The 17,592-nt window shown below is 68.2% G+C and carries 19 protein-coding genes; 3 read left to right on the top strand and 16 right to left on the bottom strand.

Annotated elements, in window-relative coordinates; all coding sequences use genetic code 11:
• Both secD and yajC read right to left on the bottom strand, forming a co-directional pair.
• Complete coding sequence (gene secD / locus ACTIF2_RS17890; protein ID WP_439498456.1) at window positions 1-1,611, bottom strand: protein translocase subunit SecD; 1,611 nt, start codon at window positions 1,609-1,611, stop codon at window positions 1-3.
• Window positions 1,612-1,664: 53 nt separating this feature from the next.
• A complete protein-coding gene (gene yajC / locus ACTIF2_RS17885) occupies window positions 1,665-1,934 on the bottom strand; it encodes a preprotein translocase subunit YajC (RefSeq protein ID WP_439498560.1) in 270 nt (89 codons plus the stop codon).
• A 287-nt stretch (window positions 1,935-2,221) separates the two neighbouring features.
• Here yajC and ACTIF2_RS17880 point away from each other — a divergent pair, with 287 nt between their 5' ends.
• Complete coding sequence (locus ACTIF2_RS17880) at window positions 2,222-3,100, top strand: ATP-binding protein (RefSeq protein WP_439498455.1); 879 nt, start codon at window positions 2,222-2,224, stop codon at window positions 3,098-3,100.
• Window positions 3,101-3,358: 258 nt separating this feature from the next.
• Here ACTIF2_RS17880 and ACTIF2_RS17875 read toward each other — a convergent pair whose 3' ends face one another.
• Window positions 3,359-4,408 carry a peptidoglycan DD-metalloendopeptidase family protein gene (locus ACTIF2_RS17875; protein WP_439498454.1) on the bottom strand — a complete coding sequence of 350 codons (1,050 nt, stop codon included), beginning with the start codon at window positions 4,406-4,408 and terminating at the stop codon, window positions 3,359-3,361.
• Here ACTIF2_RS17875 and ACTIF2_RS17870 point away from each other — a divergent pair.
• Entirely contained in the window at window positions 4,392-4,688 is a 297-nt protein-coding gene (locus ACTIF2_RS17870) for a hypothetical protein (protein WP_439498453.1), read from the top strand. The two genes, ACTIF2_RS17875 and ACTIF2_RS17870, sit on opposite strands and share 17 nt — an antisense overlap.
• Before the next feature lie 120 nt (window positions 4,689-4,808).
• Here the strand turns inward: ACTIF2_RS17870 and ACTIF2_RS17865 are convergent, their stop codons facing one another.
• The 10 genes from ACTIF2_RS17865 to nagZ all read right to left on the bottom strand — a co-directional run bounded on the left by ACTIF2_RS17865 (window position 4,809) and on the right by nagZ (window position 13,388).
• Window positions 4,809-5,471, bottom strand: a complete 663-nt coding sequence (locus tag ACTIF2_RS17865) for a protein-L-isoaspartate O-methyltransferase family protein (RefSeq protein ID WP_439498452.1) — start codon at window positions 5,469-5,471, stop codon at window positions 4,809-4,811.
• 99 nt (window positions 5,472-5,570) lie between these two features.
• Window positions 5,571-6,332 (bottom strand): 5'/3'-nucleotidase SurE, encoded by a 762-nt coding sequence (gene surE / locus ACTIF2_RS17860; protein WP_439498451.1) that lies wholly within the window; start codon window positions 6,330-6,332, stop codon window positions 5,571-5,573.
• A 4-nt stretch (window positions 6,333-6,336) separates the two neighbouring features.
• Window positions 6,337-7,644 carry a serine--tRNA ligase gene (gene serS, locus ACTIF2_RS17855; protein ID WP_439498450.1) on the bottom strand — a complete coding sequence of 436 codons (1,308 nt, stop codon included), beginning with the start codon at window positions 7,642-7,644 and terminating at the stop codon, window positions 6,337-6,339.
• Window positions 7,645-7,696: 52 nt separating this feature from the next.
• Complete coding sequence (gene tatC, locus ACTIF2_RS17850) at window positions 7,697-8,512, bottom strand: twin-arginine translocase subunit TatC (RefSeq protein WP_439498449.1); 816 nt, start codon at window positions 8,510-8,512, stop codon at window positions 7,697-7,699.
• A complete protein-coding gene (gene tatB / locus ACTIF2_RS17845) occupies window positions 8,509-9,171 on the bottom strand; it encodes a Sec-independent protein translocase protein TatB (protein ID WP_439498448.1) in 663 nt (220 codons plus the stop codon). Before tatB ends, tatC begins: the two co-directional genes overlap by 4 nt.
• 50 nt (window positions 9,172-9,221) lie before the next feature.
• Entirely contained in the window at window positions 9,222-9,464 is a 243-nt protein-coding gene (locus tag ACTIF2_RS17840) for a twin-arginine translocase TatA/TatE family subunit (RefSeq protein ID WP_439498447.1), read from the bottom strand.
• Between the two features lie 65 nt (window positions 9,465-9,529).
• On the bottom strand, window positions 9,530-10,570 hold the full coding sequence (locus tag ACTIF2_RS17835) for an ABC transporter ATP-binding protein (protein ID WP_439498559.1): 1,041 nt from the start codon (window positions 10,568-10,570) through the stop codon (window positions 9,530-9,532).
• 223 nt (window positions 10,571-10,793) lie between these two features.
• The gene (gene scpB, locus ACTIF2_RS17830) at window positions 10,794-11,495 is read right to left on the bottom strand and encodes an SMC-Scp complex subunit ScpB (RefSeq protein ID WP_439498446.1); all 702 of its coding nucleotides are present in this window, start codon (window positions 11,493-11,495) and stop codon (window positions 10,794-10,796) included.
• 12 nt (window positions 11,496-11,507) lie between these two features.
• Window positions 11,508-12,326 carry a segregation and condensation protein A gene (locus ACTIF2_RS17825; protein WP_439498445.1) on the bottom strand — a complete coding sequence of 273 codons (819 nt, stop codon included), beginning with the start codon at window positions 12,324-12,326 and terminating at the stop codon, window positions 11,508-11,510.
• 48 nt (window positions 12,327-12,374) lie between these two features.
• Window positions 12,375-13,388, bottom strand: a complete 1,014-nt coding sequence (gene nagZ / locus ACTIF2_RS17820; RefSeq protein WP_439498444.1) for a beta-N-acetylhexosaminidase — start codon at window positions 13,386-13,388, stop codon at window positions 12,375-12,377.
• Between the two features lie 137 nt (window positions 13,389-13,525).
• Here nagZ and ACTIF2_RS17815 point away from each other — a divergent pair, with 137 nt between their 5' ends.
• The gene (locus ACTIF2_RS17815; RefSeq protein ID WP_439498443.1) at window positions 13,526-14,215 is read left to right on the top strand and encodes an RraA family protein; all 690 of its coding nucleotides are present in this window, start codon (window positions 13,526-13,528) and stop codon (window positions 14,213-14,215) included.
• A 30-nt stretch (window positions 14,216-14,245) separates the two neighbouring features.
• Here the strand turns inward: ACTIF2_RS17815 and ACTIF2_RS17810 are convergent, their stop codons facing one another.
• The 3 genes from ACTIF2_RS17810 to ACTIF2_RS17800 form a co-directional block, all read right to left on the bottom strand.
• Window positions 14,246-14,548 carry a DUF6958 family protein gene (locus ACTIF2_RS17810; protein WP_439498442.1) on the bottom strand — a complete coding sequence of 101 codons (303 nt, stop codon included), beginning with the start codon at window positions 14,546-14,548 and terminating at the stop codon, window positions 14,246-14,248.
• A gap of 85 nt (window positions 14,549-14,633) precedes the next feature.
• On the bottom strand, window positions 14,634-15,728 hold the full coding sequence (locus tag ACTIF2_RS17805) for a TRAP transporter substrate-binding protein (RefSeq protein ID WP_439498441.1): 1,095 nt from the start codon (window positions 15,726-15,728) through the stop codon (window positions 14,634-14,636).
• 199 nt (window positions 15,729-15,927) lie between these two features.
• Entirely contained in the window at window positions 15,928-17,514 is a 1,587-nt protein-coding gene (locus ACTIF2_RS17800) for an SPOR domain-containing protein (RefSeq protein WP_439498440.1), read from the bottom strand.
• Between the last annotated feature and the right edge of the window lie 78 nt (window positions 17,515-17,592).

Raw genomic sequence — 17,592 nt, 5'->3', positions numbered from 1 at the left:
CTAGAAGGGCAGCGCCTTGGGCCGGGCCCAGCGATACCAGAGAGCGATCAGCATCCGGGTCAGCGTCACGGCCGTGATGACCGTGGTCAGGATGCCGAGGATGAAGACCACGGCGAAGCCGCGCACCGGGCCGGAGCCCAGCGAGAACAGCGCGACGGCCGCGATCAGCATGGTGACGTTGGAGTCGATGATCGTGGCGAAGGCGCGCTGGAAGCCGGCCTCCAGCGCCGAGACCAGCGAGCGCCCGAGATGCGATTCCTCCCGCATGCGTTCGTAGATCAGCACGTTCGAATCGACCGCCGTGCCGATGGTCAGCACGATGCCGGCGATGCCGGGCAAGGTCATGGTCGCGCCCAGCAGCGACATCAGCCCGAAGATCAGGCAGACATGGACGAGCAGCGCCACGCTCGCGATCAGGCCGAAGATGCCGTAGGTGCCGATCATGTAGAGGATGACCAGCCCGGTGGCGATCAGCGTCGCCATCTTGCCGGCCTCGATCGAGTCCTGGCCGAGGCCGGGGCCGACGGTGCGCTCCTCGACGATCGTCATCTTGGCCGGCAAAGCGCCGGCGCGCAGCAGGATCGCCAGGTTGTTGACGGATTCGACGGTGAAATTGCCCGAGATCTGGCCGGAACCGCCGGTGATCGGCGACTGGATGACCGGCGCCGAGATCACCTTGTTGTCGAGGACGATGGCGAGCGCGCGGCCGAGATTCTCCGTCGTCGCCTGGCCGAAGCGCTGGGCGCCGCGGATGTTGAAGCGGAAATTCACGATCGGCTGGCTGGTCCGCGAATCGAAGGCCGGCTGCGCGTCGATCAGGTCCTCGCCTTCGACGATGACCTGGCGGCTGACCGGGACGAGCTGGCCGCCGGCATCCTGCGACGGCAGCATGTCGACATCGCCGCTGTTTTGCTCGGCCACCATGCGGAATTGCAGCTTGGCGGTCTGGCCCAGGATTTCCTTCAGCCGCTGCGGATCCTGCAGGCCGGGCACCTGGACGAGGATGCGGTCGAGCCCCTGGCGCTGGATGTTCGGCTCCGTGGTGCCGAGCGCGTCGACGCGGCGGCGCAGGACTTCCATGGCCTGCTCGACGGCGCGGCGCACGCGTTCATTGGCGCCGGCCTCGGTCACCGAGAGCGACACGAGCCCGTCAGGCTGCTCGCCAACCTCGATCGTCTGGTTGCCGGAAGGGCCGAAGGCGCCGAGCGTGCCGATCGGCTGGGCGAGCTCCCGCAGCTTCGGCAGCAGGCGGGCGCGATCGCTCGCTTCCGGCACACGCACCTGCACGCCGCGCGCGGTCGAGCCGATGCCGCCCTGGAAGGAGACGCGCTCCTCGCGCAGGATGCGGCGCAGGTCGTCGCGCAGCTGCGTCACCTGGCTGCGGACCAGGTCCGCCCTGTCGATCTCGAGCAGCACATGCGAGCCGCCCTGGAGGTCGAGGCCGAGCGTGACCGCATGGATCGGCAGCAGCACGCGCGGGATCCAGGACGGCGCGCCCTGCTCGATCGCCTTGCGTGTTTCCGGCGAAAGCAGATTCGGCAGGGCGAGCCCGCAACCGAGGAACAGCACGAGCAGGACGAGAATGACCTTGCGGGCCTGGAGACGAAGCATCTGTGTGAACAGCCTTGTTGTCGCGCCGGCTCGGAGCTCGGCCGGCGCGGTCTTCAGCCCTTGACCGGCTCGCTCTTCGAGCGGACGTCCTGGATCATGCCCTTGACGAGCCTGACGCGGACGCCATCGGCGATCTCGGCTTCGATCTCGCCGTCATCGATGACCTTGGAGACCTTGGCGACGATGCCGCCGGACGTGACGACGGTGTCGCCGCGCCGCACGTTCTTGATCATCTCCTGATGCGACTTCACCCGCTTCTGCTGCGGACGGATGATCAGGAACCACATGATCACGAAGATCAGCACGAAGGGGACGAGCGACATCAGGACGTCGGACGAGCCGCCACCGAGACCTTGGGCGAAAGCGGGGGTAATCACGGGAAGGCTCCTTCACGTCGCCGCCGATTGACGGCCGGCTGGCGCGGGGTTGCAAAATCGGGCGGACTATAGCCAGCAGTGCCCTGAAATCAATCGAAAGTGGCTGCTATCGGACGCGTCCCCTCACCTATGGGTTCGCCGCCATTCGCGCAATGGCCTTGCATTCATCGAAGCAGAGGCTCTAAGAGGCGTACCGTACCGTTCGGTACGACGATTGATGCGGACATGCTGCGATGACCGACACCGTTCCCGACCCGACGCTTTCCGTCCTGCTGCGCATCGCCGACGCCCTCGAGCGCATCGCCCCACCGGCAAGGCACGCCCCGGACCTGACGGCGGCCGACGCCTTCGTCTGGCACGCCGCCGCCCGCGAGCTCTCGCCCGTCGCTAAGGTCAACCGCGTCGAGCTCTCGCTGCTGCGCGGCGTCGACCGCGTCCGCGACACGCTCGCCGAAAATACCGAGCGCTTCGCCCGCGCCCTGCCCGCCAACAACGTCCTGCTCTGGGGCGCACGCGGCATGGGCAAATCGTCGCTGGTGAAATCGGTGCATGCCGACACCAACAAGCGACTCGCCGGCCAGGCCCTGCCGCTGAAGCTGATCGAGATCCATCGCGAGGACATCGAGAGCCTTCCGACGCTGATGGGCCTGCTGCGGCAGGACAAGCACCGCGCCATCGTCTTCTGCGACGACCTGTCCTTCGACGGGCAGGACACCTCCTACAAGTCGCTCAAGGCCGCGCTCGACGGCGGCGTCGAGGGCCGGCCCGACAATGTCGTGTTCTACGCCACCTCGAACCGCCGCCACCTGCTGCCGCGCGACATGATGGAGAACGAGCGCTCGACCGCGATCAATCCGGGCGAGGCCGTCGAGGAGAAGGTCTCCCTGTCCGACCGGTTCGGGCTCTGGCTCGGCTTCCACAAATGCAGCCAGGACGAATATCTTGAGATGATCGACGGCTATGTCGGCCATTTCGGCCTGAAGATCACGCCCGATGCATTGCGTCGCGAGGCCCTGGAATGGGCGACCACGCGCGGCTCGCGCTCGGGTCGCACGGCCTGGCAATATATCCAGGATCTGGCTGGCCGGTTGGGTCAGCGGCTGGAGGGGTGAAAGTGCGTCATTCTCGGGCGGAGCGCAGCGCAGACCCGAGAATCTCCTGACGAGAAGGCTCTGGCCAGCGCCTCATCCTGCCCGAGATGGTCGGGTCAAGCCCGACCATGACGCTGATCCAGAAACAAAAATGGCGGGACGGCCTGTCCTGGGACCGTCCCGCCTTGTTCCGATCAGCGGGGTCTCGCGGGGGCTGATCGAAGGTGAACTCGGAGGATCCCGGGCGAATCGGCTGCGCCGCGCCGCCCGGATTCTGGATCAGTTGGTGAGGTAGGGCACCGGATCGACCGGGGATGCGCCCTTGCGCAGCTCGAAATGCAGCTGCGGCGAGGAGACATTGCCGGTCTGGCCCGATTTCGCGACGACCTGGCCGCGCTTCACGCTCTCGCCGCGCTTCACGTTCAGCTCGCCATTGTGGGCATAGGCCGAGACATAGCCGTTCGGGTGGCGGATCAGGACGAGATTGCCATAGCCCTTCAGCTCGCTGCCGGCATAGGCGACGACGCCGCCTTCGGCCGCCTTGACGGGCGTGCCTTCCGGCACGGCGATGTTGATGCCTTCATTGGCGCCCTTGCCGCTATAACCGGCGATGACGCGGCCGCGGGCCGGCCAGCGGAAATCGGCCTTGGCGACGGCCTCCTCCACCTTCGGCAGGCTGGCGGTGGTCTTGGGATCGGCGGCTGCCTCGGGCGCGGATTTCGGCACAGCGCTGACCGGCTGCTCGGCCGGCGCGCTGGCCACGACCGTGGGCTTGGCCTTTTCGGGAGCCGGGGCCGGCCTGACTTCCGCGACAGGCGACTTGGCCTTGGCTTGAGCCTGAATCTGGGTCTGCGCCTTCTTGGCTTCCGCCTTGGTCTTGGCTTCGGCGGCGAATTTCGCGCGTGATTCGCGCATGGCCTCGGCATCGGCTGCAGCCTTGGCTTTCGCCTCGGCCTTGGCCTCGGCTGCCGCCCTTGCCTTGCCGACGGCATCAACGGGAGCAGCAGCCGTGCGGACCGGCGCCGGCGCCGGCCGCGAGGCCGGCGTCGCGATCGGCCGCAACGTCTCGGCGCGCGGCTCGCTGCGAGCCTGCGCGACCTGGGGCGAGCCGCCGCCATTATAGACGGGGATCACGAGACGCGAGCCGGGCGAGACATTCGGACCCGAAAGCCCGTTCGCCGAGATCAGGGCCGCACGCGGCACGCCGTAGCGCGAGGAGATGGTGTCGAGGCTCTCGCCCTGGGCGATGACGATCGGCGTCCCGCCCTGCGCGGTCCAACCGGTCGCGCTGCCGGCGACGGGCGTCGGCGGCGTGCTGCGCAGCGCCACGGCCGATTGCGGCGGCGGCAGCGGCTGGGCCCGCACGGCGCCGACTGTCGGAGCCGGAGAGGACAGCGGCACGCTGGCGCTTCGGCCGATCGAACCGGTCGTCGCCGGATCGCGCGGCGTCGGCGCCTGCGCGGTCTGGAACGGATTGCTGAAAGGGGCTTCGCTGAAGCGCATCGTGTCGGACGAACAGGCGCTGACACTCAAGGCGAGCGCGCAGGCCGTCGACAGGCGAAAGGCAACGCTGGATTTGAAGGATCCGGTTTGGCTACGCATTGACTGAGTACTCGCGAACAACGCAACTCGATGAAGGGGATTAAAGCCCCGTTCAGGTTACGAAAACGTTTCGCGCACTCCGCCCCTCTTCATTTTTTTAGCCGGGGACGGCAAGGTCAGCTGCAGCTCAAAGCGCCCGCGCCAGGCCGGGGATCAGCGGCGGCAGCCGCAGCACGGGCCCGAGCGCATGGTCGAAGGCGCCCTCAGCCGTGCGCGTCACCACGACCCGGCGCGAGGCGCCTTCCACTCTGAGCGCCCCGACCAGCCGGCCGCCTGGCGACAACCGCGCCAGCAAGGCCTCGGGCACCGTCTGGGTGACGCCGTTCACCAGGATGCGGTCGAAGCGGCCGAGCGTGCGGTCGGGCTGGAAGCCGTCGGCATGGCGCAGGTCGATGGCCTTCTCGTAGCCGCTGCCGCCGATCCGCTCATGCGCCGCCAGCGCCAGCGTGCGGTAGCGCTCGAACGAGACCACCTCCCCGCCCATGGCCGCGAGCAGGGCCGAGACATAGCCCGAACCGGTTCCGACCTCGAGCACGCGGGCCGACGGTTGCAGCTCCAGCGCGCTGACGAGATTTGCCACCGTATGCGGCGCCGTCATGGTCTGGCCGCAGGCGAGCGGCACCGAGACGTCCTGCCGGGCGAGATCGGCGAAGCGCGTCGGTGCGAAGCGCTCGCGCGGCACGCGCTCCATGGCACGCAGGACGGTCAGGTCGCGCACGCCCTGCGCCCTGAGCGAGAGCAGGAAGGCGACGGTGCGCTCGCCCTCGTTGCCCGGCGCCTCCTCGTTCATGATGCTCTCCAGTTTTCGCAACGGCGTAAGGAAAACATCAGGAGGTTAGGAAAACGCTTTGGCCGGGTGGCAGAGCGCGACGATCAAGCGAAGAGGCGATCAAGCGAAGATTTGCGCGAAGCGCGTCAGCGTCGGCTCATGGGTGAGGTCGAGCTCGAGCGGCGTCACCGAGATCCGGTTCTCGAAAAGCGCCCTGAGGTCGGTGCCGTTGGCCGGCTCGCTCTTGCTGCGCTGGAAGGCGATCCAGAAATAGGGATTGCCGCGCCCGTCATGGCGCGGCTCCAGCCGCATCAGTTCCTGGTCGCGCCGGCCCTGCACCGTCACCGCGACGCCCTCGACCTCGCCGGGCGCGACATTCGGGAAGTTGAGGTTGAACAGCACGCCCTCGGGAATCCCCTCCTCCAGCAGCCGGCGGATGATGCCCGGCGCATGGTGCTCGGCGCAGTCCCAGCGGATATGATCCCGGCCCTGCGGCCCATAGGCCTGGCTGACGGCGATTGAGGGGATGCCGAGCAAGGTGCCTTCCATGGCGGCCGCGATGGTGCCGGAATAGGTCACGTCCTCGGCGACGTTCTGGCCGCGATTGACGCCGGACAGGACGAGATCGGGCCTGGCGTCGAGCAGGATCGAGCGCGCCGCCATGATCACGCAATCGGTCGGCGTGCCGGCGACGGCGTAGCGCCTTTCCGCGATCTGGCGCAGCCTGAGCGGATTGCTCAGCGAGAGCGAATGCGCCACGCCGGACTGGTCGGTCTCGGGCGCGACCACCCAGACATCGTCCGAAAGCTGAGCGGCGATGCGCTCCAGCACGGCCAGGCCCTCGGCATGGATGCCGTCGTCATTAGTCACCAGGATGCGCATGGTCTCAGGCCGCCTTCTCGATGCGGGTGATCCCGCGCATATAAGGAACCAGCGCGTCCGGCACGGAGATCGAGCCGTCGGCGTTCTGGTAGTTCTCCATCACCGCGATCAACGCCCGGCCGACCGCCGTGCCCGAGCCGTTGAGGGTATGGACGAAGAACGGCCCCTTGCCATCTTTTGTCCTGTAGCGCGCGTTCATCCGCCGCGCCTGGAAATCGCCGCAGACCGAGCAGGACGAGATCTCGCGATAGGTCTTCTGCCCCGGCAGCCAGACCTCGATGTCCCAGGTCTTCTGCGAGGCGAAGCCCATGTCGCCGGTGCACAGGGTCATCACGCGATAATGCAGGTCGAGCTTCTTCAGCACGGCCTCGGCGCAGGCGAGCATGCGCTCATGCTCTTCCTTCGATTTCTCCGGCAACGTGATCGAGACCAGCTCGACCTTCTCGAACTGGTGCTGGCGCAACATGCCGCGCGTGTCCCTGCCCGCCGAGCCGGCCTCCGCGCGAAAGCACGGGGTGAGCGCGCTGTAGCGGCGCGGCAGCTCCTCCTCGGAGAGGATCGATTCGCGGACGAGATTGGTCAGCGGGACCTCGGCGGTGGGAATGAGCCAATGATCCTCGCCGGCGCGGAACTGATCATCCCGAAACTTCGGCAGTTGCGCCGTACCGAACATGGCATCGTCCCGCACCATCAGCGGCGGGTTGACCTCGCTATAGCCGTGCTCCTCGGTGTGCATATCGAGCATGAACTGGCCGATCGCTCGGTTGAGCCTGGCCAGCCGCGTGTTCAGGACGACGAAGCGTGAGCCCGAGAGTTTGGCCGCCGTCTCGAAATCCATCTGGCCGAGCGTCTCGCCCAGTTCGAAATGCTCCTTCGGCTTGTTGACGCCGACGAGGCGCTTTCCGCCTTCCTCCGGCTTCGCGCCGACGGCGTGCAGCAGCACGTTGTCATGTTCGTCGGCACCATCCGGCACGTCGCTGTTGGGAATGTTCGGGATCGCCGCGAGCTGCTCGTTCAGCGTCTCGACCGCGGCCTTCTCCTCGGCCTCCAGCGCCGGCTGCTGTTCCTTCAGCGCCGCGACCTCGGCCTTGAGCGTGTCGGCGAGCGCGACATCCTTCGCGCCCATCGCCTTGCCGATCTCCTTGGAGAGCGCGTTGCGGCGTTCCTGGGTGCTTTGCGCCTTTGCGATGGCGGAGCGGCGGACATCGTCGAGCGCGAGCAGCGAGGCGGACGACGTATCGGTGAATCCGCGCCGCTTCAGCCCCTGGTCGAACGCCTCGGCGTTCTCGCGAATCCATTTGATGTCGTACATTGCAGCTCAGCCTATCGCGCATCCATGACGATGCGCGCGAGCCGCGATCGGATCAGGTGTCGGCCTGCTCCTCGGCCGCTTTCGCAGCCTCCCGCTTCTTCTCGACATGGCGCACCGAGAACACCGAAAGCTCGTAGAGGAGCAGCATCGGCACGGCAAGCATCAGCTGGGAGATCACGTCCGGCGGGGTCAGAACCGCAGCGATGACGAAGACGAAGACGATGGCGTAGCGCCGCTTTTCCTTCAGGAAGGTCGAATCGATGATTCCCGCCTGCCCGAGCAGGGTCAGGATCACCGGCAGCTGGAACGAGATGCCGAAGGCGAAGATCAGCGTCATGATCAGCGACAGGTATTCGCTGACCTTGGGCAGGAGCGCGATGCCCGCCTGCCCGTCCGTCGCCGCCTGCTGCATGCCGATCGAGAACTTCATCAGCACCGGCATAGCGAAGAAGAACACCATCGCCGCGCCGGCGACGAAAAAGATCGGCGTCGCCGCCAGATAGGGCGCAAAAGCCTGCCGCTCGTTCTTGTAGAGCCCGGGCGCGACGAACTTGTAGATCTGCGTCGCGATCACCGGAAAGGCGAAGAAACCGGCGCCGAAGGCCGCGATCTTGATCTGGGTGAAGAGATATTCGAGCGGCGCGGTATAGATCAGCTGGACATTGGCGCCATCGCCCGCCGCCCAGAGATAGGGCTGCACCAGGAGGTTGTAGATCTGCTTGGCGAAGGCGAAGCAGATGAAGAACATGATCAGGAAGGCGATCAGCGACCTGATCAGCCGCGACCGGAGCTCGATCAGATGGTCGAGCAGCGGCGCACGCGAGGCCTCGATCTCGTCCTCGCCTTCCCTCGGGTTGGCGACGCTCATGCCGGGTTCCCTTCACCGGGTTCGCTGGCTTTCGCCTTGGCCCGCGCCTTCGGCGCGGCAGCGCTCTTCGTGGGAGCGGCCTTGGTGGGAGCAGACTTCGTGGGGGCAGCCTTGGCGGAGACGGCCTTGGCGGGAGCGACAGCCTTGACCGGAGCAGCAACCTTGGCCGGAGCAGCCTTGCCGGATGCAGGCAGAGGCGCAGCGGCCGGCTTACGTGCCGGTTTGGCCGCCGTGGCAGCGGCTGGCGCTGCTGATGCTGGGGCCGCGGGCTTGGCTGCCGCAGGTTCCGGCTTGATCACGATCTCGGGCAAGGGTTCGGGGCCGGGCAGCGCCGCGAGCTTGGCTTCCGCCTCCTTGAGCGCCGCGTCATCGGGCTTGGCCGGGGCGAAATCGTCCTTGATCTGGTCGATCGGCTTGAAATCGCTGTTCATCGCGCTCGACACAGAGCCGCCGACATCCTCGACCTGCTTCTTCAGGTCGTGCAGCTCGGCCTCGCGCATCGCATCGTTGAACTGGCTCTGGAACTCGCCGGCCATGCGGCGAATCTTGCCGATCGCCTGTCCGGCGGTCCGCATGGCTTTCGGCAAGTCCTTGGGGCCGATCACGACGAGCGCAACCGCCCCGATCAGCATCAATTCGCTCCAGGCGATGTCGAACATCGACGGCCGGTCCTCTCAACCCCTCGCCGCTCTCGGGGAGCGGCGCGCCATCAGGCCTTGTGTTCGGCCTTCGCCGTCGTGGAATTGGCGGGCTGCGCGTGATCGATGATCTTCGGGTCAGCCGTCGTGGCGGAAGGCGGCGGCGTGGTCGGCTCGTCCTCGGCCATGCCCTTCTTGAACGACTTGATGCCCTTGGCAACGTCGCCCATCAGCTCGGAAACCTTGCCGCGCCCGAACAGCAGCATCACGATGACGCCGACGACGATCCAGTGCCAGATACTGACGCCACCCATGGCGAACTCCTCCGAATGACAGTGCGGCCGGGCTCCCCGCCCGTGCCAAGTGCTTGTGCCGGAACCTATGTGTCCCCCGAGGGGAACACAAGAACTTCATCTGTCGCAATGTCGATGCCGACATCCTCTCCCTCGCGGATCGAACCGGGCAGCGACACGCGCGCGACGAGCGGCTTGTCGAGCCCGCCGACCGCGAGCAGGAGGTGGTCGACCTCGCCGAGGAAACGCCGCATCACCACGCGGGCGGGAAGGCAGAAGCCTTTCGGCACCAGCCTGATCGCATGCGGCCGGACGCAGACCACGGCCTGCGAGCCCTCGCTCAGCCCCGGCGCCGGGAAACGCCCGACCGGCGTATCGATGCTGCCACCTTCGACAATGGCTTCTATCTCGCTAAAATCGCAGAAGAATCGGGCGGCAAAGAGGCTGACCGGCTTGCGATAGAGCTCCTCGCCCGTCCCGACCTGGACGATCCGGCCGGAACGCATCAGCACGATGCGGTCGGCGATGCGCATCGCATCCTCGGGATCATGCGTCACGATGATCGAGGTCGCGCCGGTTTCCTGCAGCAGGGCCGCAGTTTCGTCGCGAACGACGTCGCGCAGCCGCCGGTCGAGATTGGAGAAGGGCTCGTCCATCAGCAGCACGCCGGGGCGCGGCGCAACGGCGCGCGCCAAAGCGACGCGCTGCTGCTCGCCGCCCGACAGCATATGCGGATAGGCCTCGGCGAGGTCGGCGAGCCCGACGCGGGCGATGGCGCGCATCGCGGTCGCCTCCGCCGAGGCGTCGTCATAGCCGCGCAGGCCGAAACGCACGTTCTCACGCACGTTGAGATGCGGAAACAGCGCGTAATCCTGGAAGACGAGGCCGACGCCGCGATGCTCCGGCTCGACGAAGGCCTGGGGCGCCGAAACGTCCTGGCCTTCGAGCAGGATCCGGCCGGCACTCGGCCGCTCGACCCCGGCCGCAAGCCTGAGCAGCGTCGTCTTGCCGCAGCCCGATTGGCCGAGCAGCGCGACGATCTCGCCCGGCTCGACCGAGAGCGTCACATCCTGCAGGGCCGTCACCTCGCCGAAGCGCTGCGTCACGCCATCGAAGGCCAGCGACATCGGGATGGCGGCCCCCGCCGTCCCGCGCCTGCCCCAGCTCAACCACCGCGCCACGCTCTCGCTACGAGCCAAAAGATGCTCCAATCCCTACGCAGATCGCCGTCATCCCGGACAAGCCGCGGCGCGGCGCAGTTCCGGGATCCATCGTAAGACGCTGCGCTCTATGATGGATCCCGGCGCTCCGCTTCGCTGCGGCCGGGATGACACAGGAGGGTCGACGCCCTCACTCCTCCGCCGTGTGGGGCCCACCTTCGCCGTCGTCAAGCGGGCTGAACAAGTCGCCGAGCGGGTCCTCGTCGTCGCGCAGACCGGGATCGTCGTCGGGAATCGGCACGGTCAGGTCCTTGGACAGCCGCCCCTCGATGAAGCCGGAGCCCTTCAGTTCGTCGAGGCCCGGCAGGTCGTCGATCCGGTCGAGCCCGAAATGGTCGAGGAAACCCGGCGTCGTGCCATAGGTCACCGGCCGGCCCGGCGTGCGCCGGCGTCCGCGCAGCCTGACCCAGCCAGCCTCCAGCAGGATGTCGAGCGTGCCCTTGGCGGTGGCGACGCCGCGGATCTCCTCGATCTCGGCGCGCGTAACCGGCTGATGATAGGCGATGATCGCCAGCACCTCGAGCGCCGCCCGCGACAATTTGCGCGGCGGCTCGGCCTCGGCGGCGAGCAGATAGCCGAGGTCCGGCGCGGTGCGGAAGGCCCATTTGCCGGCGACCTGGCGCAGGTTGACGCCGCGCGAGGCATAGGCCTCGACCAGCCGCGCCAGAACCGGCCCGACCGCGACGCCGGAAGGCACGGCGCGGGCGAGCTCCTCCTCCGAGAGCGGCGCGGCCGAGGCGAAAAGCAGCGCCTCGACGATGCGCAGCGACTGGGCGAAGACCTCCGCCTCGCCGCCATCCTCGTCCTCGACCCGTTCCGTCACCGCCGCCATCTGGCTTCCATATCACAAGGGCAGAGCCGGCGGGCGCGCCGAGCGGCGGCGGATATAGACCGGCGCGAAGGCGCCGTCCTGGCGCAGGTCGAGCACGCCCTCGCGCACCATCTCCAGCATGGCCGAGAGCGCCGACGCCCGCACCGTCGCCTGCATCGCCTCGCGCGGCACGCCATGGCTGGTCATGTAGCGCGTCAGATAGGGGTCGATCGCGGTCCAGTCCCCCGCCTCGCCGACCAGCCGCTGCAGGGCCTCGCGCGCCTCGACCAGCGACCAGACGATGCGATGGCCGACCGAGATATGGCTCTGCACCCGCTTCTGGCGCTGCTGCGCATAGGCCGCGAGCAGATCGTAGAGCTCGGCTTCCCAGACCGGCCGCGCCCCGGCGACGATCGCCTCCGGCTCGCCGCGGGCGAAGACGTCCTGGCCCAGCCGCTCACGCGAGGCGAGCCGGCGCGCCGCGGCGCGGATCGCCTCGAGCCGGCGCAGCCTGAGCGCCAGCGCGGTCGCGAGATCGGCCGCGCTCGGCTCCTCGCCCTTGGGTGGCTCCGGCAGCAGCAGTCGCGATTTGAGATAGGCGAGCCAGGCCGCCATCACGAGATAATCGGCGGCGAGCTCCAGCCTCAACGCCCGCGCCTGCTCGACGAAGGCGAGATATTGCTCGGCCAGCGCCAGGATCGAGATGCGGGCGAGATCGACCTTCTGCTTGCGCGCCAAGTCGAGCAGCAGGTCGAGCGGCCCCTCATAGCCGTCGACATCGACCAGCAACGCCGGCTCGCTATCGCCACGCTCCGGCCTCGTCTCTTCCTCGAACGGCAGTTCAGCGGCCATGGATGGCCCGCCCCCGATCAATCCAACAACCCCGGCAACAGGTTCCGACTATCGGCCGCCCATGGCAAGGGCGCTGGCCAGGTGCGCACGGGCGCTGTCCACATCAAGCGGCTCCGGCTCATGCCGAATCCGCGCCAGCGCCATGGCGGCGCGGCGCGCCCGCGCCCCGGTCATCTCCGGCACGGCGCCTGCGACCGCCACCATCTCGTCCATGATGCCGTGGCAATGCAGCACCACGTCGACCCCGGCGCGAATCGCGGCGCGCGCCTTCGCCTCGAAAGAGCCCGAGAGCGCCTTCATCGAGATGTCGTCGGTCATGATCAGCCCGTCATAGCCGAGCTCACCGCGCATGATCTCCTTGACGATGCGCCGTGAAACGGTGGCCGGATGCTTTTGATCGAGCGCTGTGAACACGACATGCGCCGTCATCGCCATCGGCATGTCGGCGAGGTGCCGGAACGGCCGGAAATCATGCCCGCGCAACGCCTCCAGCGCCGCCTCGACCACGGGCAGGTCGTGATGGCTGTCGGCTCGCGCCCGGCCATGCCCGGGCATGTGCTTGACCACCGGCAGGACCCCGCCGGCCAGCAGCCCCTCCGCCGCGGCGCGCCCGAGCCTGGCCACCATGTCCGGGTCATGCGCATAGGCGCGGTTGCCGATCACGTCATGGCTGCCGGCGACCGGCACATCGAGCACCGGCAGGCAATCGACATCGATGCCGACCGCCTTCAGGTCATGCGCCATCAGCCGGGCCGAAAGACGCACGATCTCGCGCTGCTGCACGGGATCGTTGATCGTGAGGAAGGCGTTCGCCGGCGGATAGGCCGGCCAGTGCGGCGGCCCCATGCGCTGCACCCGCCCGCCTTCCTGGTCGATCAGGATCGGCGCGTGCCAGCCGACGGCCTCGCGCATCTCGGCGGTCAGCGCCGCGGTCTGCTCGGGCGTCTGCGTATTGCGCTTGAAGACGATGAAGCCCCAGGGGCGCGCATTCCGGAAGAAGGCGCGTTCGTCGGGTGTGAGGCTGGTGCCGAGACAGCCGGCGATGAAGGCGCGCGATCGCATGATCCTACCGGGTTAAGAAGCCGCGCGGCCACCGTCAAGGCGGCCGGGACGCATGCCCGTGCGTCTCCCCATCCCGATTGCGGCGGCGCGCGGCGCGCCTAGACTGCTGGCCCCGTCCTCACGCCCAGGCCTGCCCCATGATCGAAGAAGCGCCGCTGCTCACCGTCAGGAAGACCTTCCCCCGCCCGGCGACGGATCTGGTCGCCGGCTTCAAGGGCATACCGCTCGCATTCGTCTGCGACGCGATGGACGGCTCGGGCGCCCTCGACTACCGGATCAATGCCCTGCCCGGCCTGCCGGAGACCTTCGTGGGCGTCGCGCTGACCTGCGATTGCGGCCCGGGCGACAACCTGGCTGCGGGCGCCGCCGCGGCGTTGGCGCAGCCCGGAGACGTGATCGTCACGGCCGCCAACGGCTTCACCGGCACCGGCATCATCGGCGACCTGATGGCGGGGATGATGAAGAATCGCGGCGTCGCCGCCTTCGTCACCGACGGCGTCGTGCGCGACCTCGCCGATCTGCGCAAGATCGGCCTGCCGGTCTTCGCCAGGGGCGTCACGCCCAATTCCGTGCACCGCTCCGGGCCCGGCACGGTCGGCCTGCCGATCGTTTGCGGCGGGATCGCGATCACGTCCGGCGACATCATCATGGGCGATGCCGACGGCGTCGTCGTAGTGCCGCAGGCGCGCGCCGCCGAGGTGCTGGCGCGGCTGAAGCTGGTGCGCGAGCAGGAGGCCGGCGTCCTCGCCAAGGTGAAGGCCGGGCTCGACGCCCCGCCCGCCGCGGTGGAACTCCTGGCCGGCGGACGCGTGCGCTTCGTCGATTGAGGCAGGCCTGCGGAAGGCGTCTCTTCGGCCCTAGGCTGGTCCTTGCCTGTAGAGATGCACCGGCTTTCGGGGCGCGCGCTTGACGATACCTTTCGCCTCGAGGTCGAGCTGAACGGCTTTCAACCACCAGCCGGCCGTCTTGCCTTGCGGAAAGAGAGCGTCCGGAAGCCGGGGCAGCAGCGCCTCTTTCGCGTCCGTGACCGTCAATCCCGGCGCCTCGCCCGGCAGGATGGCCAGAAGCGCCTCGCGCATCGCCAGGTATTTCGCGCGGTCGACCCGTTCGGTCCGGCCGGGAGTGTTGACGTTCTCGATCTCGATCTTGTCGTCAGGCATCGATCTCCCCGCTCCTTCGGAGTTCGGCGAAAGCCGGCCCCGGTCAGAATAGGCCTGTCCTGACCGGGACCATCTCGGCCATGCGTCAGCGCGTCTGCTGGGCCATCTGGGCGTTGAAGGCGTCGAAGGGCAGTTCGGCGACACGGAACCAGAGCTGCTCCTTGCGCCAATAGGGCTGCCAGGAATCGTAGAAGGTCTTGAAGGCAGGGTTGCTGGCAGCGAGCTGGGCGTAGAGCGCCTGCGCCTCCTTGAAGGCCGCCTGCATCACGTCCTGCGGGAAGCCGCGCAGCTCCGCGCCGCTGGCGACGAGCCTGATCAGCGCGTCGGGATTGCCATGGTCGTATTTGGCGACGCAGAGCGCGTTCGCCTCCGCGCAGGCCGCCTCGACGATCGCCCGGTAATGGGCCGGCAGGGCGTTCCATTTCTCCAGGTTCACGATGAAGCTGACATTGGCGCAGCCTTCCCAGAAGCCGGGGTAGTAATAATATTTGGCGACGCGCTGGAAGCCGAGCTTCTCATCGTCGAGCGGCCCCGAGAACTCCGCCGCGTCGAGCGTGCCGCGCTCCAGCGCCGGGTAGATGTCGCCGCCGCCCAGCGTCTGCGGCACGACGCCGAGCTTCGCCATGATCTGCCCGCCGAGCCCGGCGATGCGGAACTTCAGCCCCTGGAGATCGGCCGTGCTCTTGATCTCCTTGCGGAACCAGCCGCCCATCTGCGCCCCGGTATTGCCCGAGGGGATGGTGTGGACGTTGAATTTCTTCATGAAGTCGCGGCAGAGCTCGAGGCCGCCGCCGGCATAGAGCCAGGCATTGTGCTGGCGCGTGTTCAGGCCGAAGGGCAGCGAGGTCTCGAAGGCGAAGGCGGTGTCCTTGCCGATATAGAAGCTCGCCAGCGTGTGGCTGCATTCGACCGTGCCGTTCTGCACCGAATCGAGCGCCTGCAGGGCCGGCACGATCTCGCCGGCAGCGAAGGTCTGGATCTGGAACTGGTTGTCGGTCGCTTCGGCGACGCGCTTGGCCACCTGGGTGCTCAGGCCGAACAGCGTGTCGAGGCTCTTCGGATAGCTCGAGGTCAGGCGCCAGTTGATCTTGGGCATCGACTGCGCGATCGCGGGCGAGGCGGTGGCCGCGGCGCCGGCGGCTCCCGCGCCAGTGGCCTTGACGAATGTACGGCGATCCATGGGGGGTTTCCTCTTGCTTGTCGTTCTGACGACGCCCTGCCTCGTCGCGGCGCGGGCGGTCGTTGAGCCCGGACGCTAGACGCGTGCAGGCTATCGAAAAAGCCCGGCCTCGGCACGAGCCCATGCGTGCAGGGCGCGACAAACGAAGACCGCCGGTGGCGCGAGCCACCGGCGGTCGGGATTGGTCAGGTGTTGCGGGTCAGTTCTTGGCGATGAAGCACTGGCCGCCGGCAGCTTGGAGCTGCGAGCACATCGAGGTCGCATCCTCGCGCGAATAGGGCCCGACGCGCAGCCGGTAGACGGTCTTGCCGCCGGCGAGATCGGTCTTGCGCACGATCGGCGACTGCCCGCCGAGCAGGCTCCCATATTTGCGCTGGAGCGCCGAGAAGGTCGCCCGCGCTTCGGATTCGCTGCCGGGGGCTGCGAGCTGGACCGCATAGTCGCCACGGCCGGCGCGCGGCGCGTTCGCGGCGGGCGCAGGATCGGCACTGGCGGTCCGCACTGGCGCCGCCGGGGTCGTCTCGGGAGCCGGCGTCGCGACACGCTCCTGCGCCTTCGGCGGCTCGGCCACCGCAGCGGGCCGCCGCGGCGGGTTCGTGCTCGCGGTCGAGGCCGGATTGAGCGGAGCATTGGCCGTGATCCTCGGCGCCGAGCCCGTCGCGAGCGGAGCCGACCCGTTGGCATAAGCCGTGCTGGCGCCCGCGGGCGGGGCCGGCGTGCCGTCGGGCCGGATCGAGACCGTGCGCACCTTGCGCGGCTCGCCGAGGCCAGGCACGGCGGGAACGGGCGTCAGGGCAGGCTCTGCCGCATTGGCGCTGCGCTCTGCGGCTGCCGGCGCCTGGGCCAGCGGGTTGCCGTCCGTCGCCGCCGCGGAACCGGGCGTGACGGCGCGCGGCGCCATCATGCGGGCCGCCTGCTGCACGTCGACCGGCTGCTCTTCGCGGCTGACGACCTTGGTGGCGCCGGCCGAACTCTCGCCGGCGCGCTCGTAGATCTGCTTGTTCTGATTCGGGACCTCGGTGCCGCCGGGATTGACCGGCTCGACCTTGGTCGGCCCGCCATCGGCGGCGATCACCGGCGGCTGCCCATCCTTGCTCACCGAAGAACCGCGGAAGGTCATCGCGCCCGCCACGCCGATGACGGCGACCGCGATCAACGCGGCCGCGGTCCAGAGTCCCTTGCGGGAGCGTGACGGCTCCAGATCGCGCAGGTCGTCCTCGACCATCATCGGCGGCTCGGCATAGTCCGCCTGCGCCTCGCGCTCGTATTGTTCGTTGCCCTGCCCGTAATCGAGATCACGTGCCGCGTTTGGGCTCGGCTGAGCCGGCTCGGGCTGCTGGTAGCGATAGGCCGCCGGATGGTCGTCTTCCGGCTCCCGGGACGGAACATAGACCGCATTGGACTGGGGCTGCTCGGCTGCAGCCGCCGGCCGCGCGCCATCCGTCCGGCGCAGCAGCGCCTCGAACTCGTCGAGCGCACCGCGGATCTCGGCCGGAGGGGCCGAATCATTGGCCATCGCCGGGCGCGGCGCAGGCGCCGGATCGAAGGCGGGCTCCTGGCGCTGCTGTCCCTGGGGCCAGTGCTGCGCCGGGCTCGGCTGAGCCGGCGCTGCCGCATCACGGGGCGCGAAGAGCTCTTTCAGTGGGTCGTCCTGGCCGACGATACGCGTCAGCTCGACGAGCGGATCGACCGAAGCACCCGCCTTGGGCGGCTGAGCGGCGCCGCGCAGCTGGCGCTCGAGATCGTCGAGGTCGAGGGCGAAACGGTTTCTAGCTGGCTCACTCATGGCATGATCCATTCCAGCGCTGTCGACGCCGCAATGGAGCGCCGAACTCTACGCAAGGTCAATGTGACCGAATTTGCG

This window comes from Allobosea sp. (assembly GCF_051860145.1).
Lineage (GTDB): Bacteria > Pseudomonadota > Alphaproteobacteria > Rhizobiales > Beijerinckiaceae > Allobosea.
This window is presented reverse-complemented; position numbering and strand designations above follow the sequence as displayed.